The organism is Aliidiomarina quisquiliarum (genome assembly GCF_023922585.1).
GTDB lineage: Bacteria > Pseudomonadota > Gammaproteobacteria > Enterobacterales > Alteromonadaceae > Aliidiomarina > Aliidiomarina quisquiliarum.
In genome coordinates, this window is record NZ_JAMFTN010000014.1 from 179,179 (window position 1) to 206,154 (window position 26,976).

The window sequence follows — 26,976 nt, forward strand, 5'->3', positions numbered from 1 at the left end:
ATTGGTCATAATACTTGAGTGATTTAGTCAAGAACTGTATAATCAGTTCATAAAGATTAGCTAGTCATGAGGTTTTAGCATGAGTGAACAAATCGAACAGGCGATTGCACGTGAGTATGAAGCAGGCTTCGTTTCTGACATAGAGTCAGACACCTTCGAACCTGGTTTAGACGAAGACGTGATTCGTCGCATTTCTGAAATGAAACAAGAGCCAGACTGGATGTTGGAATGGCGTTTACAAGCATTTCGTTCGTGGCAAAAAATGGCCGAGCCAGACTGGGCTAAGCTAGGTTATGAACCTATCGACTATCAAACTATTTCTTATTACTCTGCCCCCAAAAGCATGAAAGACAGACCAAAGTCTTTGGCCGAGGTTGATCCTGAACTTATTCGCACCTATGAAAAATTAGGAATTCCACTGCACGAGCAAGAAATGCTTGCTGGTGTAGCAGTAGACGTTGTGTTCGACTCGGTATCGGTAGTAACTACCTTCCGTGAAAAACTGGCTGAATCGGGTGTTATCTTTTGCCCTATTTCTGAAGCCATTCGCAAATACCCAGAATTGGTTAAAAAGTATTTAGGTACCGTGGTGCCTCGCACCGATAACTTCTTTGCGGCGCTAAACAGCGCGGTGTTTACCGACGGCTCCTTTGTTTATATTCCTAAGGGTGTTCGTTGCCCTATGGAGCTAAGCACCTATTTCCGCATAAACGAATTAAACACCGGCCAGTTTGAACGTACACTTATTATTGCCGAAGAAGGCAGCCATGTAAGCTACCTCGAAGGCTGTACGGCGCCCATGCGTGATGAAAATCAATTACACGCAGCCGTGGTTGAATTAGTTGCGCTAGATGACTCAGAAATAAAATACAGCACCGTACAAAACTGGTACCCAGGCGACGAAAACGGCGTTGGTGGTATTTTTAACTTTGTAACCAAGCGTGGCGTTGCTGAAAAGAATGCGAAAATTTCTTGGACCCAGGTAGAAACCGGGTCAGCCATTACATGGAAGTACCCAAGCTGCATTTTACGCGGCGACAATAGTGTAGGTGAGTTTTACTCAGTCGCATTAACCCGTTCACGCCAACAAGCCGACACGGGTACAAAAATGATCCACTTAGGTAAAAACACCACATCGACCATTATTTCCAAAGGTATTTCAGCAGGTAACAGTAGTAATACCTACCGCGGTTTAGTGAAAATGGGGCCAAATGCAGACGGCGCCAGAAACTTTACCGAGTGTGACTCGCTGCTAATTGGCGACACCTGCGCTGCCCATACCTTCCCATATATAGAAAGCGCAAACCCAACGGCCATAGTTGAGCACGAAGCAACCACGTCGACGGTAAGTGACGACCAGTTATTCTTATGTCAGCAACGCGGGCTCGACATTGAAAAAGCAATTTCAATGATTGTGAATGGTTTTTGTAAAGATGTGTTTAAAGAGCTACCAATGGAGTTTGCGGTTGAAGCAGGCAAGTTATTAGAAATTAGTCTTGAAGGTTCAGTGGGGTAAAACATGTTAAGTATTAAAAATTTGCACGCCAGCATTGAAGGCAAAGAAATTCTTAAAGGGTTAAATTTAAACGTTAAACCAGGTGAAGTACACGCCATCATGGGCCCCAATGGTGCGGGTAAAAGTACCCTAGGTTATGTATTGTCAGGCCGTGAAGAATACGAAGCAACCAGCGGCAAAGTTGAATTTGAACAGCGCGACTTACTTGAGCTCGAAGTAGACGAGCGTGCTCGTGCAGGCCTTTTCCTTGCCTTCCAATACCCAGTTGAAATTCCTGGGGTAAGTAATATGGAATTCCTAAAGGAAAGTGTTAGCGCTGCGCGTAAAGAACGGGGCCAAGAGCAACTAACCGCTGCGGAATTTTTAAAAGCAGCCAGAGCCGCCTGTGAACAAGTGAACCTGCCGGTTGAGTTTTTACGCCGTGGCGTGAACGAAGGTTTTTCCGGTGGTGAGAAAAAGCGTAATGAAATTATGCAAATGATCATGCTCGAGCCGACCTTGTGTATTCTAGACGAGTCGGACTCAGGGTTAGATATTGATGCGCTGAAAGTGGTTGCCGACGGCGTAAACAGCCAACGGGACGGTAAGCGTAGTTTTATTGTTATAACCCATTACCAACGCCTACTTGACTTTATTCAGCCTGACTTTGTGCATATTTTAGCCGATGGCAAAATAGCCAAAAGCGGCGGTCCTGAATTAGCCAAAGAAGTTGAGGCAAGCGGTTATGCATGGTTAGAAAACCATGAGGAGGCAAATGCATGAGCCAGTGGTTAGCGAATGTTATTGATCGAGCCAGCTCGGTTAATGATTGGCTGAGCCCGGTCCGGCAAGAAGCCTTAACACGATTAAAATCAACGTCGTGGCCAACACGGCGCACAGAAGAATGGCGCTATACCTCGTTGCATGCGCTGGCAAATTTAACCTTAAACGAAGCAACTAATTCTAAGGCTTTAGCTGAAGCGCCGGTAGTTTCCAACCTAAACAGCATTGATATTGTATTTGTTGATGGCGTACCAGCAACCGATTTAACCGCCTTAAACTTACCAGCAGGGTTAACAATTCACTCGTTAGCTAACGCCAGCGAAGCAATACAACAGCAAGCCAGCAAAGTGTTTAATCAAGTAAAACCAGACGCCCATTTATTTGGCTTGGTAAACGACGCGTTAGCGTTGCAAGGTGTGTTTATCAACGTAGCCGCCGGGGTTCAACTTGAACAGCCAATACGTGTTGTGAACTTGGTGAGTGCGGGTATTGAATCGCACAACCGGGTGTTAGTAAACCTTGGTGCAAATGCCCAGGCCACCATTATTGAACATGGTGCCGGCCAAGGTAATAGCATGAATACCGCCTTTGCTGAATATGTAATAGGTACTGAAGCCAAGCTTGAGCATTATCGCTTTGCGCTGCATGGCGAAGAAGCGATTCATATTGGTGGCTGCCACTTTAAAATGGGTGAGTCGTCGCGCTTAAATAGCACTATTGTTGGTTACGGTAGCCAAATTAGCCGTATCGACACGGACGTGGTGCACGCGGCAGAGCACGCACTGGCGAAAATGAACTGTATTTATTTGTTGGGCCCGAAAGAGCATTTCGACCTACACAGTTTAATTGAGCACGTGGTTCCTAATGGTACCACCGAGCAAAATGCCCGGGGTATTGTGGGCGACAAAGCTCGAGCGGTATTTAGTGGCCGTATTCTTATTCACCGCGATGCGCAAAAAACCTTAGCAGAATTACATAACCGTAACCTGCTAATGTCTCGTGGTGCACAAATTAGTACCACGCCAGCGTTAGAAATTTACGCCGACGACGTTCAATGTGCCCACGGTGCCACTATTGCCGAGATTGCCGAAGAAGACTTGTATTACCTACAAGCCCGCGGTATTTCGCGCAAGCAAGCGTTGATCATGCTGAATTTTGGTTTTATTCAAGAGTTAGTTAGCCAAATGCCGAACAAAGCGCTGGCCGCTTGGTTAGAGCCTTTACTACGTGAACGCTTTGCGACAATGGAGTCAGAATGAGTTTCGACGTATTAGCTATACGGGAACAGTTTCCTATTTTAAGTCGTGAAGTGCATGGTAAGCCTTTGGTTTACTTAGACAGCGCAGCAACGACACAAAAGCCGCAAGCTGTTATCGATGCCTTGGTCGACTTTTATACCCAGTGCAATTCAAATGTGCACCGGGGCGCGCACTTTCTTAGCGACGAAGCCACCCGCCGTTTTGAAGCCGCCCGAGACACAGTGGCCGGTTTTGTTAACGCTGCCCACCGTGAAGAGTTAATTTGGACCAGCGGCACCACGGAAAGTATTAACATTGTTGCCAAAGGTATGGCTCAGCGCCTACAGCCTGGCGACGAAGTGGTGGTTACGGAACTTGAACACCACGCTAATTTAGTAACCTGGCAGCAAGCCTGTTTAGCCAGTGGTGCAAGCTTAAAAGTAGCCCCTATAGAAGACAACGGCGCGTTAAACTTAGCAGCCTTTGAAGCCTTACTGTCGGCTAATACGGCATTTGTGGCAATGCCGCAGGTGTCGAACGCTTTAGGTACGGTAAACCCTGTTCAACAACTAATAATGCTTATTCGCCGTTTGGCACCAAAAGCTTTAGTGCTGGTAGACGGTGCTCAAGGTGTAGCCCACAGCACGGTTGATGTACAGGCGTTAGACTGCGACTTTTACGCGTTTTCTGCCCATAAGCTTTTTGGCCCAACCGGTGTTGGTGCACTTTGGGGCCGCCGCAGCGTACTTGAAAATTGGCCTGTGTGGTTAACCGGTGGTGAAATGATTGCTACTGTTACCTACCAAAATGCCACTTGGGGACCATTGCCTAGCCGTTTAGAAGCGGGCACACCGAACATTGCCGGCGCTATTGCTATGGCCGCTGCTATTAAATGGTTCCAGCAATTTAATATGGTTGACGTGCAACGCCACGAAGCCGAACTTATGGCGCGTGCCGTTGCCTTAGGTAATGAATTTGAAGGCTTGCGCTTGGTGGGTAATGCGCCCGACAAAGTGGGCGTGTACAGCTTTGTGTTAGGTGCAGGGCATCCTGCCGATGTAGGCTTTATTTTAGACCGCCAAGGCATTGCTATACGTACCGGCGACCACTGTGCACAGCCCTTAATGAAGCGTTTAGGGGTGCCTGGTACAGCACGGGCTTCGTTTTCAATTTATAACACCTTAGACGAAGTCGAGCAGTTGTTTGTCGGCTTAAGAAAAGCGCAGGAAATGCTCGCTTAATTTTTTTTAAAGGAGTGATTATGTCTGTTGAAACTTTTGTACCCCAAACGGAAGTGGTACGTTTTACCCCAACGGCGGTGAAGCATTTCGAGGCTAAACTAGCTGCTGCGCCGGGTAAACTAATTCGTTTGTCGACGAAGGAAAGCGGCTGTACAGGCTTTGCGTATGTGGTGGACTTTGCCGACCAAGCAGAAGCCGACGACATTATTGTAAACGCTAGCGACAAAGTTACTGTAGCCGTTGCACAGTCAGCCTTAGCTATTCTCGATCGTACCGAAGTTGATTACGTGAAAGAAGGCATTAATGGTGTGCTGAAGTTTAATAATCCAAACGTAACAGACGCTTGTGGCTGTGGTGAAAGTTTTAGTGTGGGCAATTAATTTTCTAAATATAGATAAGAAAGAGCAACCATGGACAAAATAGTAAGCACCACCCGCGAATGTAAAGCGCGCCGAGTTCCTACCGGGGAAATGAGAATTTTGCCGAAGGGCGAGTTTGTTAATATTACCCAAGACCTAGGTGGTAACTACACTATTACTTGGCAAGGTAATATGTGGCGTATTGATGGCACCGACGCCGATGCCATAGGCCGCAAACCAACGGTGTTAAGCTTCACGCCAACTGCCGACGGTAGTATAAACGAAGCCCATGTTTGGGAAGCGCTTGAAAGCGTATACGACCCTGAAATACCAATTAACTTAGTGTCGTTAGGGTTGATTTATAGCGTGAAAGTAAACCAAGAAACAGGTGTAGTTGACATTCAAATGACCTTAACCGCGCCTGGCTGTGGCATGGGTCCAGTGTTAGTTGGCGACGTTGAATACCGTGTTGGTATGGTGCCTAACGTTACCAAAGTAGCGGTAGAAATGGTGTTTGACCCACCTTGGTCGCGCGACAAAATGAGTGATGAAGCTTTATTAGAAGCCGGTTTGTTTTTTTAAACCGGCTTTGTGTGCTGAATTAACTGCAGTCTCTGTTAGCACACCAGCGCCGCGCTACCTGTGCGGCTTCGGTTATGTTTCTGGTGTAGGTTAATTTCTCTCGTTGTTTTTGAATACCTGCGCGGCGTAACTTCACGATAATGCGTGGTGTTAACCCTACCAAAATCATTGCTATACCCTGTTTTGCTAAGTCTTCAATTAGCGACTCTAATGCCACAATAGCGCTGGCGTCGACACTGGGTACGTCGCTCATATCTAAAATAACAATGGCAACATTGGAGTCTATTTGCTTTAACGAGCTAATGGCTTTTTCCGCTGCGCCAAAAAACAATGGCCCGTTTACGTCGTATACAGCAACGGTTTTAGGCAATGCTTCAATGTCGGCAGGAAAGCCCGCCGAGCTAGTATGGGTATATTCAGCCATACGCCGAATAAATAAGGCAGAGGCAATTCCCACGCCTACAGCTACCGCTACTACCATGTCGAAAATAACTGTTAGGCCAAAGCAGGTAATTAGTACTAACACGTCGCCAGCAGGGGCTGAGCGCACTGTATGAGCAAAATGCCGCGCTTCACTCATGTTCCAAGCCACAATAAAGAGTAAGGCTGCCAACGTGGTCATGGGTACTAGACCAAGCACGTCGGCCAGCAGGGCAACAGCTAGCAGCACCACTATTGAATGGGTAATTGCCGCCACCGGCGAACGGGCACCGCTCCGTATGCTGGTAGCGGTACGGGCAATGGCTGCGGTGGCAGTAATACCACCAAAAAATGGGGTTACCACGTTACCAATGCCCTGGCCAATAAGTTCGGCGTTAGGGTCGTGCTTGGTTTTGGTTAGGCCGTCGGCTATAACCGCACACAATAATGATTCAATGGCGGCAAGCACTGAAATAGCAAACGCAGGGCCTAATAATGCCCGAATAAGTGCAAAGTCTACTTGTAAGGGCTCGCCATTAGGGCCAGGTAAGTTCCATGGCAGTAAAAACGAAGGCGGCATAGGGGGAATACCTGCGCCCACTTTACCTTGCGCTTCCCAAGTAAAACTCGAACTAATAGTGGCGATGCTACCAGCGAATTCCTGGCCAAAAAAACCACTGTTTAACAAATATGCAATGCCCGCACCGGCAATTAACCCTATTAATGGCGCAGGAAGTGGCAATTTCGTGCGTGGCCAAAGCAGCATAAGAACTAAACTAAACAGCCCAACACCAAGCTCGTAAGGATTAGTAGTGCCAATACGGCTCATTATATGGCTAACATTATCAATAAAATGTGAGTTTTCTTCGGTAAGCAGTAAGCCCAGAAAGTCGGGAACTTGTAATACTGCAATAACTACTGCAATACCTGCAGTAAAGCCAAGCACTACCGGGTAAGGAATAAAACTGATCAGGCGCCCCATACGGCTAACACCCAGTATAATTAAAATAATACCGGCCATTAACGAAGCGATAAGCAAGCCGCCTAAGCCATACTGTTGCACCACAGGGAAAAGAATAACCACAAAGGCAGCCGTGGGGCCCGACACGTTATAGCGGGTACCGCCCGTAAGAGCGATAAGCAAGCCAGCTACAATGGCAGTATATAAGCCGTGTTGCGGGGCTACACCGGTGGCAATGGCTAGCGCCATAGACAAGGGTACAGCAACGGTTCCTACGGTTAACCCCGCAAGAATGTCGTGACGAAAATCAGTTTTTGTGTAACCAGCTTCACGCGCTAGTTTAAATCCAGTACCAATACGAAGGCGTGGAATAGACAGACGGCGACGGGCCATGGCAATTCCTTAGAATAAAGATTAAATAGGGGCTAAAGGTAATACTTCAGCATGGTATCATATATTCGTTAACGACAAGTTTCGAATTCAAATACTAGCGTTGTAATAAATAATGCTTGAATTAAATGTAGTGAGTGAAATATGAATTTACCAAGTACCGACGAAATTGTAGAAGACATTAATTTTTTAGACGACTGGGAGTCGCGTTACCAATACATTATTGATTTGGGCAAAGCGCTACCAACTATACCCGAAGCCGAGCGTTTACCTGAATTAAAAGTAAAGGGCTGTCAAAGCGATGTTTGGCTTATTGCCGACGTTACAGCCGAGCACATGACTTTTCAAGTTGACAGTGACGCAATTATTGTGCGCGGTTTATTAGGCTTGGTGATGGCGGCCTATAATAACAAAACCGCAGCAGACATTGTTGCTTTCGATATTGACGGGTATTTTGCAGCGCTCGATTTGGAACGGCATTTGTCGCCCACCCGTGGCAATGGCTTACGGGCTATTGTAGGAAAAATACAATACCTAGCCAGTGCTGCTTCAGCTAGTTAAAACATGGTTTGCAGAGCTTTGTTTAGCCTAACAGGTTAGGCAAAGCCAGCCGGGCTTAGCTGGAATGAACAGGAATGTTAGCTTGTTCTTTATGTTTGTTGTGCTGTTTCATTTGTTTTACCGCAACCTGATCCATAGTTAAGCTAGCTAGTGAAATATCATTTAAAAAGCTAGCAATGCGGTCGCTTAAGTCGGCCCATAAATTATGAGTTAAACAGCGCTCACCACCATGGCAATTCGACTTGCCCTGGCAACGGGTGGCGTCAACAGACTCATTCACCGCAATAATAATTTGCCCCACAGAAATTAGGGCTGGGTCGCGAATTAATTTATAACCGCCGCCTGGTCCACGTACGCTTTCCACCAAATTTGCACGGCGTAACTTAGAAAATAACTGCTCTAAATACGATAGGGAAATGTCTTGGCGCTCGGCAATGTCAGACAAAGGAGTAGGTTTGTCGTTTCCATACAAGGCAACATCAAGCATTGCGGTAACCGCATAACGTCCTTTCGATGTTAATCGCATAAAATTTGTCCACCTTTCGCTTTGTGTGCACGTACTATTACCCATAATTTGAGTAACGTTCAGTGGGTATGATCCCATAACTTGAGTGTTTTAGTCAAGTATATGAAAATATTGACCTAGAATAAGCTTTGCTTAAATAAAAAGCTAAAATTGTTAAAAAGCTTGCCTTTAATATTAGGTTCGTCTAATAAAGAGGTAAAGCGATAACTTGGGGCAAAAGCAATGACGGATAAAAAAATAAATAATGGACGCCGAAGCTTTATAAAACTAATGGCCGTAGGGGCTGGGGTTACAGCAACGGGTATTGGCGCGCTAACGCCTTATCGAGCTGAAGCTATTACTACCAATGCACATATTGTCATTGTTGGTGCCGGTGCGGCAGGCGTGTCGATGGCGAATCGGTTAGCCCGAGAAACCAAAGGCGCCCGCATTACTATTATTGACCGGCGTGAATTACACACCTACCAACCAGGCCTAACGCTAGTGGCCACCGGTATTTGGAAGCCAACCAAAGTAGTGGACAGCAATGCCCATTATATTCCCAACAAAGTAAACTGGATAAAAGAAACGGTTACTGAATTTAATCCAGAAGGGAATGAAGTTGTAACCGACACAGGCCAGCGAGTGGCTTACGACTACTTAATGGTGGCAACCGGCTTAGAATTAAATTTCGAGGCTATTGAAGGCATGCATGCGGGCTTAATAGGCAAGCATGGTATTGCCTGCGTATACGACAACCCAGAAAATGCCATGAACAGTTGGAATGTTATTAGCCAATTTACCGACGAAGGCGGCGTAGGCATTTTCACTCGCCCACCAGGGGCTATTAAATGCGCTGGGGCGCCACTAAAAATTGCCATGTTAACCGAGCATCAGCTGCGCACCAAAGGTAATCGCGAACGCGCGCAACTAACTTATACGGCACCAGCTACAGGGTTGTTTAGCCAACCCGACGTGAATGAGTTTTTAAAATCACACCTACCCGAGCGTGGCTTTAATATGCATTGGAACAGTCGTTTAACGGCTATTGATGCCCAAGCCAAGCGGGCCACTTTCCAAACGGCAGAGGGTATGCAGCAGGTGGAATACGACTTTATTCATGTGGTGCCACCCATGCGCGCACCAGACGCACTGAGAAATTCCATGTTGGCGGCACAAGCGGGATCTTTCGCCTCAGGTGGCTGGTTAGAGGTAAACAAGCACAGCTTGCAACACGCCCGTTTTAGTAATGTGTTTGGTGCCGGCGACTGTGTAGGCACACCTATAGGAAAAACTGCTGCCAGCGTTAAAGCGCAAGTGCCAGTGGCTGTACATAACTTACTGCAAGTTATTCAGGGTAAAGCCGCCGACGCTGCTTACAATGGTTATACCTCGTGCCCGTTAGTTACGGAAAAAGGCGAAGCTATGTTGGTCGAATTTGACTACGACCTGAAAATGGTACCGTCGTTTGGTTTTATTAACCCATTACAACGCCACTGGGTACCATGGGTAATGAAAGACTACATGCTACAAGGTGCTTATAACGCCATGTTACGCGGCCGAGTTTAAGGAGAAACACAATGAGCTTTTCATTATTAGGTATTTTCTCAGTGTTGTTTGAATCGGCTAAGCCCTTTTCAGGCATGATTTATTTCGCCTTAGCGGTAGAACTACTGGTGTGGATTGTTGTCGTTCGGGGCCGTATAATAACAGCACCTTGGCGCCATCGTGGGCTTGCTTATTTAGCGGTTGTAGTTGGGGTGTTAGCGTTTGTTTTAGCACCAACTCTCACCGGCTCAAGCCACGGCCATTTAGTTGGGTTACTCGACTATGGCGTATTATTTTTAGTATCGATAGCTGCAGGGGTCGTTGGGTATTTCTTACTCTGGGGTCCGTGGTTACTTTTTGGAAAATCTAAATAGCTCAAGGGGGCTAAATGTTAAAAGTAAAGTTAAAGCAGGTAGCAGTAGTTAGTGCGGTTCTTTCTGCATTAGGTATTTCTGGTGCCGTAGTTGCTGATGACGAAAAAACATTCTTTCAAGTGTTAGCACGTGCGCAAGTAGAAATGGTTAACGCTTCTGGAGATATTCCAGATTTAACCGGCGAAGACGGTTTTCACATTACCGACGCATGGGGAAATGGTCGCCCAAATAGCCATAACTGGAGCGGTTTGTTTCTCGATGCAGGGCACAAAATAACCGATGGTTTAGAAGTGTTTGGTCGTTATTCATTTAACTTTAATATGGACGGTTTACCAGACGGCCGAGCCAAATATCGTGACAATTATATTGGTGTTCGCGGTGACTTTGGTGCCGTACGTGCGGGTCGTTTAGAGTCTCCATATAAACTAGCCGGCCTAGGTTGGGACCCAATGAACGCCACGTCGCTGCAGGCGCGCATGAACGCAGGGCGTTCGGGTGGTGCGTTGGGCCATGGTGGTTTCCATAACGACAGCGTTGACTATAACGTTACTATGAACGGCATTAAGTTTAGTGCGTTCTATTCGAGAGGCGACGGCGGCCCGTCAGGTCCAAATCAAAACTCAATGTATGCGGGTTCGATTATGGTACCAGTGGGCAACGTAGAGCTTTTGCTAGCGCATTTTGACGCTGACGATCGCGGAGCGGGCAAGCGCGACGGTACTAAGTTAGGCGCACGCTACCAAGAAGGGGCATGGACTTTTGCCGGCCAATACGAATTCCGTGGTACGGGTGTTGATAACGGCGACTACTTGTTCTTAACCGGTGCTTACAAAGCGGCTATTGGCCAGTTGTCGCTTAGCTACGGTCGCTTTATGGACGACAGCATTGCTAAAACCGACGGTGACTATGTTGCTGCTGGTTTAATGCGTCGTTTGTCACCTAATTTTGCTTATCACGCAGGTGTGCGTTACACCGACCGTGACAGCATTGGTTCTGAAACCTTAGTTGGTGTTGGTTTCCGCTTTACTTGGCAAAACCGCATGTCTTGGTAAGCTATAGAGCTTTGTTTAAAGGTAATTAGCTAGAATTTAACGCAATAAAAAACCCGGGCTTGTAAAAGCACCGGGTTTTTTATTATTAACGACTACAGTGTTGGCTTTATTGCGCGCCAGGTTGCGCGTAGCTTTCCATCCAACGGCGTACTTCGTGGTACCAATACACCGAGTTGTTTGGCTTTAGTACCCAGTGGTTTTCGTCTGGGTAGTAAATTAGGCGAGAATCAACACCGCGGCTTTGTAACGTGCGGAATAACTCAAAGCTTTGCCCTACAGGCACTCGCAGGTCTTTCTGGCCGTGAATAATCAATGCTGGGGTGTCGAACTTGTCGGCGTAGTAGTGCGGTGAAATGTCGCGATAAATTTCTGGCTTGTCCCAGTAGTTTCCGAAACGCTCGGCATGCACTGCAAAGTCGGCCGACATTTGTGAGTACATATTGTATACCGGAGCATGAATAAGTAAGGCTTTAAATGGGTGCTCTTTGCCCAATAAAATACTACTTAAATAGCCACCATAGCTACCACCACCTGCCACCATGCGGTCGCTGTCGATCCAGTCTTTTTCTTTAAACCATTCTGTAGCCGCAATAGTGTCGGCATAAGGCGCAGTAATCCAGTCTGGGTTAATGGCGTCGGTAAACTCTTGGCCAAAGCCACTTGAGCCATGGAAGTTATGCCAAGCGGTAACATAGCCCCAAGAAGCAAAGGTTTGTGCGTTCCAGCGGAAGTGGAAACCGTTGGTAATGGCACTGTGCGGGCCGCCGTGGATAAGTAAAAACAATGGATACTTTTTGCTTTTATCAAATCCTGCAGGGTAGTGAACCCACATTTGAATGTCTTTACCGTTATGGCCTTTATAGGTAACAGACTCGTAGGTGCCTAGTTCAACATCGGCCAATAGGTCGTCGTTAAAGGTGTCTAAGCGAGTGGTGCGGCCGTTACGGGTATTTACTGTAACCAGCTGGGCTGGGTGCATAAAGCTTTCATTGGTGGCAACCAGTACGCCATTGTTTGAAATGCTTAAACCACTGTAGTTGGTTTCGCCAGTTATTGCTTTAACGTTGCCGTTGCGGGCATTAATATAATAAACCCGCGAGGTGCCCGCGTCGTCAATCGCGCCATAAAAACCGCGACTATTAGCTGTCCAAACAAGGCCACGAACGGAGCGATCCCAGTCGCTGGTCATAACCTCGGCGGTGCGCTTTTTCATGTCAAACAACACCAAGTTTACGTTGTCTGCATAAAAGCCGGTAATAAGCTGACGCTGAAAGGCTAAGGTGTCGCCATTTGGGCTGAACATGGGTGCATGGTCGCTGCCACGGTTGTCGGCGGTAATATTAGTGGCTTCCGTGCCACCAATAGCGGCCAAGAAAATATCGTTGTCGGGGCTAACACCGTCGTTTAAGCTGTCTGACACAAACGCAATCCAACGTTCTTTTGGATCAATGTCGTAGCTGCTTGCACTTTGCGACGAGCGTGGCAATTGCATATTCAGCGGCTGGGTGACGGCTTCTACTTCACCACCTGCAGCTGGAATACGAAACACGTGAGCTTCACGGTTCTCGTCAAGCCAGTGGTCAAACTGCGCATAAGGTAGGGCATTCCACTGGTGGGCTGAAACTTTAGTGTCGGCTTTGGCTTTTACTTGTTGGGCAATGTCGTCCCAGCTTTTGTTTGGCCACACATTACTGATGAAGTAAATGTGCTCGCCGACCCACTTAATACCATAAGCACCTGTGGGTACATTAGTTAAACGAGTAGCTTCGCCCGGTTGGTTCATCGGTAATATATATACTTGACCAACATCGTCTTTATTACGTTGGCTAATAAAGGCTAGCGCGTCGCCGGCTGGGGAGAAGGTGGGCTGGCTTACCCGTAAACCTTCAGCGGTAATAGGGCGTTGTACTTTACCGTCGGTAGAAAACAGCCACAGTTGGGTTTCACCTTTGTCGGTATCAAGGTTATAGCGAGTAACAGGGGCAATAATATGATCGCCCTTAGGGTCAATTTGTGGCGCGCCTATGCGGCTCAGTTGCCAAAGCAACTCAACCGACAAGGGTTTGCTTTCTTCAGCTTGGGCTTGAGGCAGCACCAAAGCAAAAATCAGCAAGCACAATGCAAAGCCAAGTTTTTTCATTTTGTTCTCCAAAAAGTATAAGTCGTATAAGTATTGCAACGAACATATTGGCCTAATTCAGCCGCCGCTGCCAGAGTTCGCGGCTTATAAACCAAGATTCACGATAAAACACTAATATTAACCCTTACTACTAAAGCATAGTAGTTATGGCGTAGCCCTTAGATTGAAAAGTAAGGCTTATTGTGGCATAATTCGGCACCAGAATTTGAGCATATTTTCTCACGATACACCGCTATGAACAGGGTGATTTCACGAATAGGAATGACTATGTCAATTGAAAAATCAACCATTATTTATACCGAAACAGACGAAGCACCGCGCTTAGCTACGTATTCTTTACTGCCAATTATTCAGGCCTTTACCAAAGCAGCCGGCATTTCTGTTGAAACCCGTGACATTTCACTTGCGGGCCGTGTTATTGCCTTATTTCCAGACTATTTAAAAGAAGAACAACGTATTGCCGACGCTTTAGCAGAACTAGGCGAATTGGCCAAAAAGCCTGAAGCGAACATTATTAAATTACCCAATATTAGTGCTTCTATTCCGCAGCTTGTGGCCACTATTAAAGAGTTACAAAGCCAAGGTTACGCTATTCCAGATTATCCGTTTGATCCACAAACCGACGAAGAAAAAGACGTGCGTGCCCGTTATGCACGAGTGCTCGGTTCTGCTGTAAACCCGGTGTTGCGTGAAGGCAACTCAGACCGCCGTGCACCGGCGTCGGTGAAAAACTATGTGAAAAACCATCCACACCGCATGGGTGCATGGGCAAGCGACTCTAAAACTCATGTGGCGCACATGGACGACGGCGACTTTTATGCCAGCGAGCAGTCGAAAACCTTTGCTGCAGCAGACGATTTAAAAGTAGTGCTTAACCACAACGGCCAGCAAACCGTATTGAAAGAGTCGACCAAAGTATTGGCTGGCGAAGTAGTTGACGCTGCAGTAATGAGTAAAAACAAGCTGCAGGCATTTTTTGAACAGGCCACTACAGACGCGAAAAAAGAAGACGTGCTGCTTTCACTGCACTTAAAAGCCACCATGATGAAAGTGTCTGACCCAATTATGTTTGGTCATGCGGTACGGGTGTATTACAAAGACATTATGCAGAAATATGCCACCGAGTTAGCCGACATTGCCTTCGACGCAACCAACGGTATTGGCGACTTGTACGCCAAGCTAGACAAACTACCGACAGAAACAGCAGCGGCTATTGAAGCTGACATGAAAGCGGTGTACGAGAAAAACCCAGCATTAGCGATGGTTAACTCAGACAAGGGTATTACCAACCTACATGTGCCGAGCGACATTATTATAGACGCTTCGATGCCAGCCATGATCCGCGATTCGGGTAAAATGTGGACCCCAGATAACACCCAAAAAGACACCAAAGCAATGATTCCAGACCGTTGCTATGCGGGTGTTTACCAAGAAACTATTAACTTCTGTAAAGAGCACGGCGCCTTCGATCCAGCAACTATGGGTACAGTACCGAACGTAGGCTTAATGGCGCAAAAAGCTGAAGAATACGGTTCGCACGACAAAACCTTTGAAATTCCAGCAGCAGGTGTGGTGCAAGTACTCAACCAAGCTGGCGATGTGATTTTTGAACACAACGTTGAGCAAGGCGATATCTGGCGCATGTGTCAGGTAAAAGACGCACCAATTCGTGACTGGGTAAAACTAGCTGTAAATCGTTCACGTTTAAGTGGTATGCCAGCTGTGTTTTGGCTTGACGCCAACCGTGCCCACGACAACCAGTTAATCGCTAAAGTAAATGAGTACTTGCCAGAGCACGATACCAGCGGCTTAGACATTCAAATAATGAGCCCGGTGGAAGCTACTCGCCACACACTTGAGCGGGTGAAAGCAGGTAAAGACACTATTTCGGTTACCGGTAACGTACTACGCGACTACTTAACCGACTTGTTCCCAATTTTAGAGCTAAACACGTCGGCTAAAATGCTGTCTATTGTGCCGCTGATGAATGGTGGTGGGTTGTTTGAAACGGGTGCTGGTGGTTCTGCACCGAAGCACGTGCAGCAGTTTGTACAAGAAAACCACTTACGTTGGGACTCGTTAGGCGAGTTTTTAGCCCTAGCAGCTTCGCTTGAGCATTTAAGCCAAGTAACCGGCAATGCCAGTGCTAAAGTACTTGCCGAAACGCTTGACCAAGCAACGGCCATGTTCTTAGAAAACGACAAGTCGCCTTCACGTAAGGCCGGTGAACTCGACAACCGTGGTAGCCATTTCTACCTAGCTATGTACTGGGCCGACGCCTTAGCGAAGCAAACTGACGACACAGAGCTTGCCAAGCGTTTTACTGCTTTAGCCAGTGTGTTAGCTGAAAATGAAATGGCAATTGTTGACGAATTGAACAAGGTTCAAGGCGTAGCTGTAGACATTGGTGGTTACTATCAGCCGAATGTAGACTTAGTATCTAAGGCGATGCGGCCAAGCCAGTTGCTAAACGAAGCTTTAGCTAGCTTATAAAACTATGTAAAGGCGCCCAAGGGCGCCTTTTTTCATAACTAAAAGCTATTGCCATTCTGATTTGCTCAACGTATTGTTTGAGCCTTAATAGTAGATGATGACTAAATTATGAACTACGAAGCATTGCTAGATGTTGCGTTAAAAGAAGCGCGCAAAGGGTTTGAAGAAGAGGGTGTTCCCGTAGGGGCAGCTTTGTTTGATGCTGACGGAGGGTTATTAGGTCGGGGCCGTAATCGCCGAGTACAAGATAACGACCCGTCTGCCCATGCTGAAACCGATGCCTTTCGGAAAGCGGGTAGGCAAACAAGTTATCGCAATACTATTTTGGTTACTACGCTGGCCCCATGTTGGTATTGTTCGGGCTTAATACGCCAATTTAATATTGGTACTGTGGTGGTGGGTGAATCAAAAAACTTTCCTGGCCATTTAGACTGGCTGCGTGAAGCAGGTGTGAATGTGATCGAGCTAAATGACGACCGTTGTATTGAGCTCATGGCCTATTTTATTGAACGTTTTCCAGATGTTTGGAACGAAGACATTGGCGTGTGTAAGCAAGCTTAAACAGCAGCTTTTCACTGCGGGAAGCATTAGTAACAGCTTGTTACAATAATATTTCCATGGTAATGCATATTTACCCTACACTAATGGCCTAACACCAAAAAAACAATAAAGCTAACCAAAAGGCGAAATATGAAATTCTTAAAAAAGTTGTTTGGTAAATTAGGTGCAGGGCTTTCTGCTCTTCGCCGTTATGTGGCGCATATTTTAACCCTGGTAGTGATTATTGCAGTGCTATCATCGCTTTTTAGTGGCGACAAAGGTCCTCAGGTACCTAAAAACAGCTTGCTAGTGCTAAGCCCTAGCGGCGTTTTGTCTGAGTACGAGCCAGAAGTTGACCCTATTGATGCTATCAGCGCCGAGTTGTTGGGTAGCGCTGTAACTAGTGAGTCTGTATACGAACTGATAGCTATTATTGAACACGCCAAAGAAGACGAGCGCATTAAAGGCATGGTACTTAGCCTAAGTAATTTCGCTGGTGGTGGTATTAATAAAATTCAATTGTTAAGCGACGCCATTGCCGACTTCCGTAGCAGTGGAAAAAAAGTATATGCCAGCGCCGACTATTACAGCCAAAGCCAATATTTATTAGCCAGCCAAGCCGATGAAGTTTATATGAACCCGTTAGGTAGCGTAGTGCTAGAAGGCTTAAGCACAGAACGGGCTTATTACAGTGAAGCACTAGAAAAACTAAAAATAAAAATAAACGTGTTTCGGGTTGGCGACTATAAGTCGGCAGTTGAACCTTATTTATTAACCGGCATGTCAGACGCAGCTCGTAGTAACCTAGAAGGCTGGCTCAATGAACAGTGGCAACAATACTTGGCCACGGTGCAACGTCACCGGGCTATTAACCCGCTAATGACCTCGGGCTCGCTAAGCGACTTTATGGGCGCGCTAGAAAGTGCCAACCATAATATGGCTGCTATGGCGGTGAACATGGGCTTGGTTGACGGTTTAATGCAGCGCCATGAGTTTATTAGCTACTTAAGCGCTGAAGTAGGTCGCGATGAAGAAAAGCATACATACCGACATATTACCCATAGAAATTATTGGAAAACCTTACCTGTGTCGGTACGTGACGTAAACTTAAAAGCCAAAATGAACGAGTCGCAAGTGGCTGTTATTATGGCGGTAGGCACCATTGTAGACGGCGACGGTGCAGCTACTGAAATTGGTGGTGACCGTTTGGCCCGTGAGCTTCGCGACGCCCGCAATAACGATAAAGTAAAAGCGGTGGTGTTACGGGTAGACAGCCCAGGCGGTAGTGCCTTTGCTTCAGAAATTATTCGTCAAGAAATATTGCAACTTCGTGCTGCAGGTAAGCCAGTTATCGCTTCTATGAGTTCTGTTGCTGCTTCAGGCGGTTATTGGATTTCTGCCGGCGCCGATAAAATTGTTGCAGCACCAACCACCATTACCGGCTCTATAGGTGTGTTTGGTTTAATTCCTACCTTCGACGAAACCTTTGCTAGTGTCGGCGTGTATTACGACGGAGTAAGCACCACCGAGTTACCAATTATGTCGGTTAATAAACCGATGACAGAAACCCTAGGCCGCGTTATTCAAGCCAGTGTAGACGCCATTTATGAAGACTTCCTTGACCTTGTTGCTAGCGCACGAGGCATGGACCGCGCTGCGGTACACGCTGTTGCCCAAGGCCAGGTGTGGTCTGGCGAACGGGCCTTAACATTAGGCTTGGTCGACGAGCTTGGTACTATCGACTTAGCTATTAAGCGGGCTGCCGAGCTAGCTGAACTAGACGATTACGCTGTACGTTGGCCGAAACGGGAAAAAAGTTTTGCGGAAACGATGCTAGCCGAACTAGGTATAGGTCAGTCGTCTATTAATCTGCAAGATGTCGACCAATTACGCCATGTAATTGCACCGTTAATGTTTTTACGTGAATACAATGACCCAGTAAATGTGTATGCTCGTTGTATGGAATGTGAAGTGCGTTAATTGAAACTAAAATGCAGCTAATATATAAAGCCGGCGGTTGCCGGCTTTATGTTTCATGCTTTATTTAATAAGTAAAATGAACTTATAAATTACAACTACGTATAATAACCTGAAATTACTGTTCAAGTTCGAGGTAGATAAATGTTAGCGAAGCGTATGACAATTATGTTGGTTGTTACGGGTGTGGTGTTGGGCCTTATTTTTGGCTACAAAGCGGTTGGTAATTATTTTATGAACCAATATTTTGACAACATGCCAGTGCCTACTATTAGCATTACTGAAAATGTTGTCACAGAACAAGAGTGGAGCCGTTCACTAACCACCATTGGCACCTTTAAACCAAAAAATGGTGCCATACTGACTGCGCAAGCTACTGGTATTTTACACCACATACATTTCGAAAATGGCCAGCAGGTAAAGCGTGGAGAACGCCTATTTAGCCTCGACACCGAAGTAGACGACGCCGAGCGGTTACGTATTGCGGCGGTTTTAGAAAACGCCCAACGTGAACTGCGCCGCTTAGAGCCTTTAGTTGATGAGCAAAATGTGTCACAAGCAGACGTTGAGCGGGCCCAAAACCAAGTTAATCAAGCGCAGGCGGCGTTAGCTGCACAAGACGCATTAATACGCCAAAAAACACCGCGGGCGCCCTTCGACGGAGTGTTAGGTATTCGCCAAGTAAACATTGGCCAGTTTATTACGGCAGGCACCGAATTAGTTTCTATCGTTTCGTTCGATCCGATATTTTTACAGTTTACCGTGGTAGAAAAGCAGCTAAGTAATGTGTACGTAGGTATGCAAATTACTGCGGCGGCCGACGCCTACCCCAACCAAATTTTTAATGGCCAAGTGGTAGCTATTGAGCCTAGTGTGCGCGAGTCTACGCGCACCATAGAAATTCAAGCAGAGTTTCCTAATGCTGAGCATTTATTGCGCCCGGGCATGTTTGCGCGAGTGAACCTGCCTTTAGGCGAGGCACGACACGTAACAGTAATTCCGAAAACATCGGTGCAGTTTAACCCATTTGGTAATTTGGTTTATCTTATTCAGGCTGAAGGCGACAGCTTAAAAGTTACCCAGCGGCTAATTCGCACCGGCCAAGAGCAGGGCGATATGATAGAGGTACTAGATGGCTTAGCAGTAGGCGATCGCATTGCTTCTTCTGGTTTATTGAAGTTGCGAAACGGTAGTGCAGTGCGTATTAATACCGACCCCTCGGTACAGCCAACCACAAACCTTCACCCAACCCCTGAAAACCGCTAAGGAATAACTACTGCCATGAAGTTTACCGATATATTTATTCGTAAGCCGGTATTAGCCACAGTTATTAGCTTACTTATCGTGCTAGTAGGTTTGCGTGCCATGGTGGACTTAAACGTTCGCCAATTTCCAGAAATTAAAAATGCCGCGGTTACCATAACCACCACCTATATTGGTGCCGATGCCAACTTAGTGCAGGGCTTTATTACTACCCCCTTAGAGCGCGAGGTAGCTGCCGCCGAAGGTATAGACTACATAGTGTCGTCTTCCTCTGCTGGGGTTAGTGTTATTCAGGCCTTCTTGCAGCTGAATTACGACTCGAACGCCGCCCTTACCCAAATTGCGGCTGAAGTAAATAAAATGCGCTCGGAATTGCCTGAAAACGCGCAAGAGCCAGTGGTACAGCTTTCCGTTGGGCAAGACGTAGCGGCCATGTATTTAACCTTCTACAGTGAAATACTCCAAGCCAACGAAATTACCGACTATTTGGTGCGAGTGGTAGAACCGCAGCTAGCCACAGTGGCGGGGGTGCAGCGGGCACAAATACTGGGTGCGCAAACCTTTGCCATGCGTATTTGGCTCGACTCCCAGCGGATGGCCGCTTTAGGTGTAACTGGCTCCGACGTGATGCTGGCCCTAAGAAACAACAACGTACTTTCAGCTGTTGGCCGTACTAAAGGCCAAATGACCGCCATTGACATTACTGCTGAAACCGACCTGCGCAGCGTGGAAGAGTTTGAACAATTAATAGTGCGCGCCGACGGCGATTCCTTTGTGCGCTTAAGCCATATTAGTGACATTCAGCTAGGCTCGGAAAGTTATGACTCAACGGCCACCTATAATGGCCAGCAGGCCACCTTTATTGGCGTGGAAATAGCACCCGACGCCAACGCTTTAGATGTTATTTCTCGCGTGCGAGAAGTATGGGACAACGACATTATCCCGCAATTACCTGAAGGTATGAGTGCAAGTATTCCTCACGACTCAACGGAATATATTAAAAACGCTATCGACGAAGTAGTTATTACCATTGCGTTAGCTCTGGTCATTGTCCTAGCGGTTATTTATGCATTTTTAGGTTCTTTCCGTTCGGTTATTATTCCTGCCGTAGCAGTACCGCTGTCGCTCATTGGTACGTTTTTTCTCATGCTTATGCTGGGTTTCTCAATTAACCTTCTCACCCTGCTAGCCATGGTGTTAGCCATTGGTATTGTGGTCGACGACGCCATTATTATGCTGGAAAACATACAGCGCCATGTGGAAAGTGGTATGTCGCGGTTAGATGCTTCACTGTTGGGGGCACGGCAATTAACCGGGCCCATTATTGTTATGTCGACAACCCTAGTGGCGGTATTTATTCCCATTGGTTTTATTGGTGGGCTAACCGGTACCTTGTTTGTTGAATTTGCTTTTACCTTAGCGGCTACGGTGGTCATTTCAGGTGTAGTGGCATTAACACTCTCTCCCATGATGTGCTCAAAGCTTCTACGTTCACGCAGTAAAGGTGAAAAAGCACCTAAATTTGAAGTGTGGTTGAATGACCGTTTTAATGCCTTACGCGATGGTTACCAACGTTGGTTGCACAATTCGCTGGAAACTAAGTCGGTCATGGCTATATTTGGTGTGATAGTTCTGACCAGTTGTTACTTCTTATTTATTAGTAGTTCGTCTGAGTTAGAACCCCAGGAAGACTTAGGTTTTGTGTTTGTTATCGCGCAAGGCGACAGTTACGCCACACTCGACTACATCGAGCGTAATTCGGCAAAAATGAGTGAGCTACAAGAAAACGTCGACGAAATATCTATGGCCTTTGTCATTAACGGCATGCTTGGCCCAGGTAGTGCGGGTACAGGTATAGGCCTAAAACCTTGGAGCGAACGCACCCGTTCAACTCAAGAAGTGCTAGATCAGTCGATTCAGCCTTTTGTGAGTGAAATTCCGGGGCTACAAATATTTGCTTTAGTGCCGCCGTCGTTACCCACGCCAGGGGGTGGCTTGCCTATTGAATTTGTTATTAGCTCTACGCAATCAATTGAAAACTTACGAGAAATGGCCGCCGACATTACCGCCGAAGCTATGTCGCGTGGGCGCTTTATTATGCTCGACACCGACTTGCGTATAGACCGACCACGACAAACGGTTATCGTTGATCGTGACAAAGCAGCCCTTATGGGCGTTGAAATGTCGCAGCTGTCGGCAGACTTAGCATCAATGATGGCAGGTGCCTATGCAGGCCGTTTTGCCATGGAAAACCGCTCTTATCGGGTCATTCCGCAAGTGCAACGCACCGAACGCTTATCGCCCGAGCAATTGAAAGACTTCTATACCCGTAACCGTGACGGGGAATTGGTGCCCATGTCGGCTTTAATTCATTTGGAAGAGTCGGTACAGCCACAGCAATTAAAGCGTTTTCAGCAGCTTAACTCGGTAACTATTTCAGGCATACCACGCCCAGGTATACCTTTGGGCGACGCCTTAGGCGTACTTGAGGAAATTGCAGCAGAACGTTTACCTGCTGGGGTAGTGGTGGACTATGCGGGGCAGTCGCGGCAGTTTAAGTCGGAAGGGCAACAGTTAGTCGTTACCTTCTTCTTTGCTTTGCTGATGATTTTCTTGGTGCTAGCGGCGCAGTTTGAGTCGTTCCGCGACTCGGTTATTGTGTTGGTAACGGTGCCTATGAGTATTTGTGGGGCGCTTATCTTTGTTAGCTTAGGGTTTACCTCTATTAATATTTATACCCAAGTTGGCTTAGTAACTTTAATTGGCTTAATTGCTAAGCACGGTATTCTTATTGTGGAATTTGCTAACACCCTGCAAGCAGAAGGAAAGTCGAAACGAGAAGCAGTGGAAGAAGCAGCTGCTATTCGTTTGCGGCCCATTCTTATGACCACAGCTGCAACAGTACTGGGAATGTTGCCATTGTTGGTGGCGTCTGGGCCGGGTGGGGCGTCGCGCTTTGCCATGGGCTTAATTATTGTCAGTGGCATGACCATAGGTACCTTATTTACCTTGTTCGTGCTTCCTGCAGTATATGTGTACTTAGCCAAAGATCGGGCGCCAGAGGTGGCAACAGCATAAGTGCGCCTGTGGGCCAACAAAAAAGGCACTTCAGTTGAAGTGCCTTTTTATTTAACTCGCAAAAATCTTAGTGGTCAACGCCACCTGGACCATGCACATGGCCATGGTCGAGCTCTTCTGCGGTGGCATCGCGCACGTCAACAACCGTTACTTCAAATGACAGGTCAAGACCCGCCATTGGGTGGTTGCCGTCAACAGTTACTTCATCGTCGGTTACTTCAACAATAACCACCGACTGCTCACCATTGTCCGTGGTGGCACGGAATTGCATGCCCGGAGTTATTTCTTGCTCACCAAATAGGTTTCTCGGCACCGATTGGATTAAGCCTTCATGACGCTCTCCATAGGCTTCAGCCGCAGGCACTACTGTGCTTAATTCGTCTTTAGCTGCTTTTCCTTCAAGGGCTTTTTCAAGTCCAGGAATAAGCATGCCACGGCCAAAAATAAAGGCTAGTGGGCTGTCTTCAGACGATTGATCAAGCGTTTCGCCGGCTGGGTTTTTAACCGCATAATGAATTGTTACGGCTTTGTCTTGGCTGATAGTCTCACTCATGACTAGGATTCCATTTTCTGTGTATCAGGGCAGAGGGTGAATTGGCTGTCGTCCTGCCCTTGCATGCGAAACAAGTCTGTTGGCTCAAGGTCTATTGGACCCACAGCGAATAACGCGACGACGTTGTCATGATAACGCACTGCGGAAAGAACTGCACCCGACCTACGCCAGTTTTCACCAACTTTCTTTTCTAATAAATCACCTGTTTCTGGCAGTTGCCCACAGTGGCCGACAAAACAATGTGTTACCCGTTTATTTTGGCCTTTGTAATGCATGCGGGCGACTATTTCCTGGCCGATATAACAGCCTTTTTTATAGTTCACACCGTGGTTGTCGTCTAAATTAAGCATTTGCGGAATATATTCAGCTGCTTTTGCCGCCGGTACGTCTACCCAACCATGCTCTAACATAGCTGCATGCCACCAGCTTGCAGGCATTAGGGGGGCATTTTGGGTGTCGTGTTTACCACGAATAAGCACCAAGTCATCGGCAACTTGCAACAGTAATTTTTCGCCATTTGCAGCGCAGTGCGAAAGCTGCACGCTGTGGCTGTCGGCAAAGCCTAATTCGGCCGCTGCCTGCTTACCCCAAAAACCATACAAAGGGTGCTCACTGGTTACGTCGGTTATTGTAACCTTACTAAATACCGCATATTTTTTAAGGTTGGTTAAGGTGTCGGCTATGCTTTCTTGGGCCATAAACAATAGAATCCGCTCAGCGTCACCTACCATTCTGAAGGTTGACCATAGTTTTCCTTTCGGGTCGCAATAGCCACCGGCTAGCCAATGTTGCCAACTGGCGGCTTTTACGTCGCAGGTGAGCTGGCCTTGTAAAAACGATTGCGTGTCGGCGCCCTTGATTTCTAGCACGCCAAGGGTACTAAGCTGAATAAAGCAGGGGGGGTGTTGAGCTTGTTGATTAAAATGCAAAGTAGACACATTTCCTCCGAACGAACTTGATGCGTAAGTATTGGCATATAATACCCTATTTTGTTGTATATCACCGACAAAGTGCAGCCTAAACTGGCATTTTAGTCGACCCTTAAGGCAATTAATTTGTTAAACTAAAGGTCTGTTTCATATTCAACACGCCTATATTCTGCAGAAGGTACTCGTTATGGAATTTATTCGTCAGGCTGAAGGGCCCTTAAAAGACAAACGCCGCTTACGTTGGGCCTGTCGCCGTGGCATGTTAGAACTCGATGTGTTGTTTGCCCCTTTTGTGGAAGAGGCCTACGACGACTTGCCGGAGCATGAAAAGGCGGTGTTTAGGCGCTTAATAACCTGCGACGACCCCGACTTATTTGCTTGGTTTATGGGCCACCAACAGTGTCCCGATCCTGAACTGGCGGCCATGGTTGCCTTTATGCTAAGTCGGGTAAAAGTCTGATTCAGCCATATATGCAGCGCTGGCAAGTCAGCGTTGCCCCTTCGGTTTGGTTTCAACAGGTGTGTTTTGCAGTAACTTTGCTGGCCTTGGCGTTACTGTTTTTGGGCATGGTTTGCGACCACTTTAGTTGGCTAATGGCAGCTGTTGGGCTGTGTGTGCTGGCTCTTACAGGTCAAAATCAGCGCTACCAGTTTTTCACTCTTGATGCCAATGGGCAAGGCCATTGGGGGCCTGCACATATTCCATTTATGCTTGCTTCTCCAGTATTAAGCACCCCCTGGTTGCTTATGTTGCCAGTACGTTTACCTGCGCAGCAGCGTTGGGTGTTTATTTGGCAAGATAGTGTCAGCGAAGACAACTGGTGTCGCCTTCGCCGTATTACAAACGCTATTACTTTAGTGCGCGAGTTGCCGCCGGAACTAAAATAGTAGGCTGTGGGTTGGCTAACAACTCAGGGTAGTCGAGGGTATAGTGCAAGCCGCGGCTTTCTTTACGCTGCTGCGCACTAGTAATAATAAGTTGCGCTACCTGGGCTAAATTACGGAGCTCAAGCAAGTTATTGGTTACCCGGAAATTAGCATAATAGTCGTGTATTTCCTGCTGTAGTAATTCCACTCGGCGGGCGGCCCGCTCCAGCCGTTTGTCGCTACGCACAATGCCCACATAGTCCCACATAAACAGCCGTAGTTCGTGCCAGTTATGCTGAATAATAACTTCCTCATCAGAATCGGTTACCTGGCTTTCGTCCCAGTCGGGCAAATGCTCTGCCAATGGAGTTTCAGCCATAAGGGCGGCCATTTGCGCTGCTGCAGCGCGGGCAAAAACTACACACTCTAGCAAGGAATTACTAGCCATTCGGTTGGCACCATGAAGGCCTGTGTAGGCAACTTCACCAATGGCGTATAAGCCAGGAATATCGGTTTGCGCCTGTAGATTTGTTACCACCCCACCGCAGGTATAATGAGCCGCAGGCACTATGGGCATTGGTTCGCGAGTAATGTCAATACCTAAGCTTAAACACTTTTCATAAATGGTAGGAAAGTGATGAATTATAAAGTCGGCGGGTTGGTGGGAAATATCTAAGTACATGCAGTCGGCGCCAAGGCGTTTCATTTCATAGTCTATGGCGCGGGCGACTACGTCGCGTGGTGCCAGTTCGGCAGCGGCGTGAAAGCTTGGCATAAAACGGCTACCGTCGGGGCGTTTAAGTACCGCACCTTCACCCCGTAACGCTTCAGTTAACAAGAAGTTGTGTGCCTTAGGGTGGAACAAGCAGGTAGGGTGAAATTGATTAAATTCCATGTTGGCTACGCGGCAACCTGCCCGCCAAGCCATAGCAATACCGTCGCCACTAGCAATGTCGGGGTTCGAGGTATATTGGTACACCTTACTAGCGCCACCGGTACATAAAGCGGTAAAGCGGGCGCTAACGGTTTGCACAATACCCTTGGTGTTATTCCAAATATAGGCACCAGCACAACGGCGGGCATCGCCTTCGCCTTGTAAAATAAGGTCTATAGCATTGTAGTGTTCAAGCACGGTTATATTCGGGTGGGCTAAGGCTTGGCTTACCAAGGTAGACTGCACCGCTTTGCCGGTGGCGTCGGCGGCGTGCAAAATTCGCCGGTGGCTATGGCCGCCTTCACGGGTAAGGTGGTATTTGGCTGTGCCGTCGGCAGCGGTTTCTTGGTCGAAGTCTACCCCAAGCTCAATCAGCCATTGCAGGCTGCTTTTAGCATGCTGTGCGGTGTATTCCACCACCTGGCGTTCGCATAAGCCAGCCCCCGCCCGTAGGGTGTCTTCCACGTGCGACTCAATGCTGTCGTTTTCATCAAACACAGCAGCAATGCCACCTTGAGCGTAATAGGTAGAACCTTCCTGCAGGGGGCCTTTACTTAATACAATAACACTGCTGGTTTTAGCCTGTTGTAAAGCTAAAGAAAGACCAGCAGCACCGCTACCTATAATTAGAACATCGCATTGGAGCATAGCGCTATTAGCCATGATGATATATCGTAGTCCGTTGAAAGTTGT

23 protein-coding genes are annotated in these 26,976 nt (G+C 47.2%); 17 read left to right on the forward strand and 6 right to left on the reverse strand.

Going from position 1 to position 26,976, the window contains the following annotated elements:
• Positions 1–79 precede the first annotated feature (79 nt).
• From sufB to sufT, 6 genes are read left to right on the forward strand one after another with little or no spacing between them, the layout of a single operon-like run.
• Positions 80–1,516 (forward strand): Fe-S cluster assembly protein SufB, encoded by a 1,437-nt coding sequence (gene sufB / locus M1L23_RS03555; RefSeq protein WP_252625721.1) that lies wholly within the window; start codon positions 80–82, stop codon positions 1,514–1,516.
• A 3-nt stretch (positions 1,517–1,519) separates the two neighbouring features.
• Positions 1,520–2,278 (forward strand): Fe-S cluster assembly ATPase SufC, encoded by a 759-nt coding sequence (gene sufC, locus M1L23_RS03560; protein WP_252625722.1) that lies wholly within the window; start codon positions 1,520–1,522, stop codon positions 2,276–2,278.
• The gene (sufD, locus tag M1L23_RS03565; RefSeq protein WP_252625723.1) at positions 2,275–3,537 is read left to right on the forward strand and encodes a Fe-S cluster assembly protein SufD; all 1,263 of its coding nucleotides are present in this window, start codon (positions 2,275–2,277) and stop codon (positions 3,535–3,537) included. Before sufC ends, sufD begins: the two co-directional genes overlap by 4 nt.
• Positions 3,534–4,757, forward strand: a complete 1,224-nt coding sequence (locus M1L23_RS03570; protein WP_252625725.1) for an aminotransferase class V-fold PLP-dependent enzyme — start codon at positions 3,534–3,536, stop codon at positions 4,755–4,757. Before sufD ends, M1L23_RS03570 begins: the two co-directional genes overlap by 4 nt.
• A 20-nt stretch (positions 4,758–4,777) precedes the next feature.
• Positions 4,778–5,137 carry a HesB/IscA family protein gene (locus M1L23_RS03575; RefSeq protein ID WP_252625732.1) on the forward strand — a complete coding sequence of 120 codons (360 nt, stop codon included), beginning with the start codon at positions 4,778–4,780 and terminating at the stop codon, positions 5,135–5,137.
• 30 nt (positions 5,138–5,167) lie between these two features.
• Positions 5,168–5,698 (forward strand): putative Fe-S cluster assembly protein SufT, encoded by a 531-nt coding sequence (gene sufT, locus M1L23_RS03580; RefSeq protein ID WP_252625733.1) that lies wholly within the window; start codon positions 5,168–5,170, stop codon positions 5,696–5,698.
• A gap of 19 nt (positions 5,699–5,717) precedes the next feature.
• Here sufT and dauA read toward each other — a convergent pair whose 3' ends face one another.
• Positions 5,718–7,472 carry a C4-dicarboxylic acid transporter DauA gene (gene dauA, locus M1L23_RS03585; protein WP_252625741.1) on the reverse strand — a complete coding sequence of 585 codons (1,755 nt, stop codon included), beginning with the start codon at positions 7,470–7,472 and terminating at the stop codon, positions 5,718–5,720.
• A 141-nt stretch (positions 7,473–7,613) separates the two neighbouring features.
• Between dauA and M1L23_RS03590 the strand changes: the two genes are divergently transcribed.
• Positions 7,614–8,030, forward strand: coding sequence for a SufE family protein (locus M1L23_RS03590; protein ID WP_252625743.1), 417 nt, complete (start codon positions 7,614–7,616; stop codon positions 8,028–8,030).
• A 55-nt stretch (positions 8,031–8,085) separates the two neighbouring features.
• Here the strand turns inward: M1L23_RS03590 and M1L23_RS03595 are convergent, their stop codons facing one another.
• Positions 8,086–8,556 (reverse strand): Fe-S cluster assembly transcription factor, encoded by a 471-nt coding sequence (locus M1L23_RS03595; RefSeq protein WP_252625744.1) that lies wholly within the window; start codon positions 8,554–8,556, stop codon positions 8,086–8,088.
• A 222-nt stretch (positions 8,557–8,778) separates the two neighbouring features.
• Between M1L23_RS03595 and M1L23_RS03600 the strand changes: the two genes are divergently transcribed.
• The 3 genes from M1L23_RS03600 to M1L23_RS03610 are packed head-to-tail and all read left to right on the forward strand — an operon-like array spanning position 8,779 to position 11,509.
• A complete protein-coding gene (locus tag M1L23_RS03600) occupies positions 8,779–10,104 on the forward strand; it encodes an NAD(P)/FAD-dependent oxidoreductase (RefSeq protein ID WP_252625746.1) in 1,326 nt (441 codons plus the stop codon).
• A gap of 11 nt (positions 10,105–10,115) precedes the next feature.
• Positions 10,116–10,457: a hypothetical protein gene (locus tag M1L23_RS03605; protein WP_252625747.1), complete on the forward strand. Its 342-nt coding sequence runs from the start codon at positions 10,116–10,118 to the stop codon at positions 10,455–10,457.
• Positions 10,458–10,471: 14 nt separating this feature from the next.
• Entirely contained in the window at positions 10,472–11,509 is a 1,038-nt protein-coding gene (locus M1L23_RS03610) for a porin (protein ID WP_252625749.1), read from the forward strand.
• 106 nt (positions 11,510–11,615) lie between these two features.
• On the opposite strand, the gene M1L23_RS03615 is transcribed toward M1L23_RS03610, so the two are convergent.
• Positions 11,616–13,649: an alpha/beta hydrolase family protein gene (locus tag M1L23_RS03615; RefSeq protein WP_252625751.1), complete on the reverse strand. Its 2,034-nt coding sequence runs from the start codon at positions 13,647–13,649 to the stop codon at positions 11,616–11,618.
• 267 nt (positions 13,650–13,916) lie between these two features.
• On the opposite strand from M1L23_RS03615, the gene M1L23_RS03620 reads away from it, so the two are divergent.
• From M1L23_RS03620 to M1L23_RS03640, 5 genes are all read left to right on the forward strand, one after another.
• Entirely contained in the window at positions 13,917–16,142 is a 2,226-nt protein-coding gene (locus M1L23_RS03620; RefSeq protein WP_252625753.1) for an NADP-dependent isocitrate dehydrogenase, read from the forward strand.
• Positions 16,143–16,250: 108 nt separating this feature from the next.
• Positions 16,251–16,703: a nucleoside deaminase gene (locus M1L23_RS03625; RefSeq protein WP_252625755.1), complete on the forward strand. Its 453-nt coding sequence runs from the start codon at positions 16,251–16,253 to the stop codon at positions 16,701–16,703.
• Between the two features lie 129 nt (positions 16,704–16,832).
• Positions 16,833–18,662 (forward strand): signal peptide peptidase SppA, encoded by a 1,830-nt coding sequence (sppA, locus tag M1L23_RS03630; RefSeq protein WP_252625757.1) that lies wholly within the window; start codon positions 16,833–16,835, stop codon positions 18,660–18,662.
• Positions 18,663–18,803: 141 nt separating this feature from the next.
• Positions 18,804–19,925, forward strand: coding sequence for an efflux RND transporter periplasmic adaptor subunit (locus tag M1L23_RS03635; protein ID WP_252625758.1), 1,122 nt, complete (start codon positions 18,804–18,806; stop codon positions 19,923–19,925).
• 15 nt (positions 19,926–19,940) lie between these two features.
• Entirely contained in the window at positions 19,941–23,000 is a 3,060-nt protein-coding gene (locus tag M1L23_RS03640) for an efflux RND transporter permease subunit (RefSeq protein WP_252625761.1), read from the forward strand.
• Positions 23,001–23,067: 67 nt separating this feature from the next.
• Here the strand turns inward: M1L23_RS03640 and M1L23_RS03645 are convergent, their stop codons facing one another.
• Positions 23,068–23,553, reverse strand: a complete 486-nt coding sequence (locus tag M1L23_RS03645) for an FKBP-type peptidyl-prolyl cis-trans isomerase (protein ID WP_252625762.1) — start codon at positions 23,551–23,553, stop codon at positions 23,068–23,070.
• A 2-nt stretch (positions 23,554–23,555) separates the two neighbouring features.
• Positions 23,556–24,491, reverse strand: coding sequence for a CAF17-like 4Fe-4S cluster assembly/insertion protein YgfZ (gene ygfZ / locus M1L23_RS03650; protein WP_252625763.1), 936 nt, complete (start codon positions 24,489–24,491; stop codon positions 23,556–23,558).
• A gap of 178 nt (positions 24,492–24,669) precedes the next feature.
• On the opposite strand from ygfZ, the gene M1L23_RS03655 reads away from it, so the two are divergent.
• On the forward strand, positions 24,670–24,942 hold the full coding sequence (locus M1L23_RS03655; RefSeq protein WP_252625764.1) for an FAD assembly factor SdhE: 273 nt from the start codon (positions 24,670–24,672) through the stop codon (positions 24,940–24,942).
• Between the two features lie 11 nt (positions 24,943–24,953).
• Positions 24,954–25,370 carry a protein YgfX gene (locus M1L23_RS03660; protein ID WP_252625765.1) on the forward strand — a complete coding sequence of 139 codons (417 nt, stop codon included), beginning with the start codon at positions 24,954–24,956 and terminating at the stop codon, positions 25,368–25,370.
• Here M1L23_RS03660 and nadB read toward each other — a convergent pair.
• Complete coding sequence (gene nadB / locus M1L23_RS03665) at positions 25,333–26,946, reverse strand: L-aspartate oxidase (RefSeq protein WP_252625766.1); 1,614 nt, start codon at positions 26,944–26,946, stop codon at positions 25,333–25,335. The genes M1L23_RS03660 and nadB overlap by 38 nt on opposite strands.
• Between the last annotated feature and the right edge of the window lie 30 nt (positions 26,947–26,976).

What these genes read in the sequence shown, in the direction of transcription:
- sufB (WP_252625721.1), top strand. Translation starts at nt 80, where the DNA reads ATGAGTGAACAAATCGAACAGGCGATTGCACGTGAGTATGAAGCAGGC.
- sufC (WP_252625722.1), top strand. Translation starts at nt 1,520, where the DNA reads ATGTTAAGTATTAAAAATTTGCACGCCAGCATTGAAGGCAAAGAAATT.
- sufD (WP_252625723.1), top strand. Translation starts at nt 2,275, where the DNA reads ATGAGCCAGTGGTTAGCGAATGTTATTGATCGAGCCAGCTCGGTTAAT.
- M1L23_RS03570 (WP_252625725.1), top strand. Translation starts at nt 3,534, where the DNA reads ATGAGTTTCGACGTATTAGCTATACGGGAACAGTTTCCTATTTTAAGT.
- M1L23_RS03575 (WP_252625732.1), top strand. Translation starts at nt 4,778, where the DNA reads ATGTCTGTTGAAACTTTTGTACCCCAAACGGAAGTGGTACGTTTTACC.
- sufT (WP_252625733.1), top strand. Translation starts at nt 5,168, where the DNA reads ATGGACAAAATAGTAAGCACCACCCGCGAATGTAAAGCGCGCCGAGTT.
- dauA (WP_252625741.1), bottom strand. Translation starts at nt 7,472, where the DNA reads ATGGCCCGTCGCCGTCTGTCTATTCCACGCCTTCGTATTGGTACTGGA.
- M1L23_RS03590 (WP_252625743.1), top strand. Translation starts at nt 7,614, where the DNA reads ATGAATTTACCAAGTACCGACGAAATTGTAGAAGACATTAATTTTTTA.
- M1L23_RS03595 (WP_252625744.1), bottom strand. Translation starts at nt 8,556, where the DNA reads ATGCGATTAACATCGAAAGGACGTTATGCGGTTACCGCAATGCTTGAT.
- M1L23_RS03600 (WP_252625746.1), top strand. Translation starts at nt 8,779, where the DNA reads ATGACGGATAAAAAAATAAATAATGGACGCCGAAGCTTTATAAAACTA.
- M1L23_RS03605 (WP_252625747.1), top strand. Translation starts at nt 10,116, where the DNA reads ATGAGCTTTTCATTATTAGGTATTTTCTCAGTGTTGTTTGAATCGGCT.
- M1L23_RS03610 (WP_252625749.1), top strand. Translation starts at nt 10,472, where the DNA reads ATGTTAAAAGTAAAGTTAAAGCAGGTAGCAGTAGTTAGTGCGGTTCTT.
- M1L23_RS03615 (WP_252625751.1), bottom strand. Translation starts at nt 13,649, where the DNA reads ATGAAAAAACTTGGCTTTGCATTGTGCTTGCTGATTTTTGCTTTGGTG.
- M1L23_RS03620 (WP_252625753.1), top strand. Translation starts at nt 13,917, where the DNA reads ATGTCAATTGAAAAATCAACCATTATTTATACCGAAACAGACGAAGCA.
- M1L23_RS03625 (WP_252625755.1), top strand. Translation starts at nt 16,251, where the DNA reads ATGAACTACGAAGCATTGCTAGATGTTGCGTTAAAAGAAGCGCGCAAA.
- sppA (WP_252625757.1), top strand. Translation starts at nt 16,833, where the DNA reads ATGAAATTCTTAAAAAAGTTGTTTGGTAAATTAGGTGCAGGGCTTTCT.
- M1L23_RS03635 (WP_252625758.1), top strand. Translation starts at nt 18,804, where the DNA reads ATGTTAGCGAAGCGTATGACAATTATGTTGGTTGTTACGGGTGTGGTG.
- M1L23_RS03640 (WP_252625761.1), top strand. Translation starts at nt 19,941, where the DNA reads ATGAAGTTTACCGATATATTTATTCGTAAGCCGGTATTAGCCACAGTT.
- M1L23_RS03645 (WP_252625762.1), bottom strand. Translation starts at nt 23,553, where the DNA reads ATGAGTGAGACTATCAGCCAAGACAAAGCCGTAACAATTCATTATGCG.
- M1L23_RS03655 (WP_252625764.1), top strand. Translation starts at nt 24,670, where the DNA reads ATGGAATTTATTCGTCAGGCTGAAGGGCCCTTAAAAGACAAACGCCGC.
- M1L23_RS03660 (WP_252625765.1), top strand. Translation starts at nt 24,954, where the DNA reads ATGCAGCGCTGGCAAGTCAGCGTTGCCCCTTCGGTTTGGTTTCAACAG.
- nadB (WP_252625766.1), bottom strand. Translation starts at nt 26,946, where the DNA reads ATGGCTAATAGCGCTATGCTCCAATGCGATGTTCTAATTATAGGTAGC.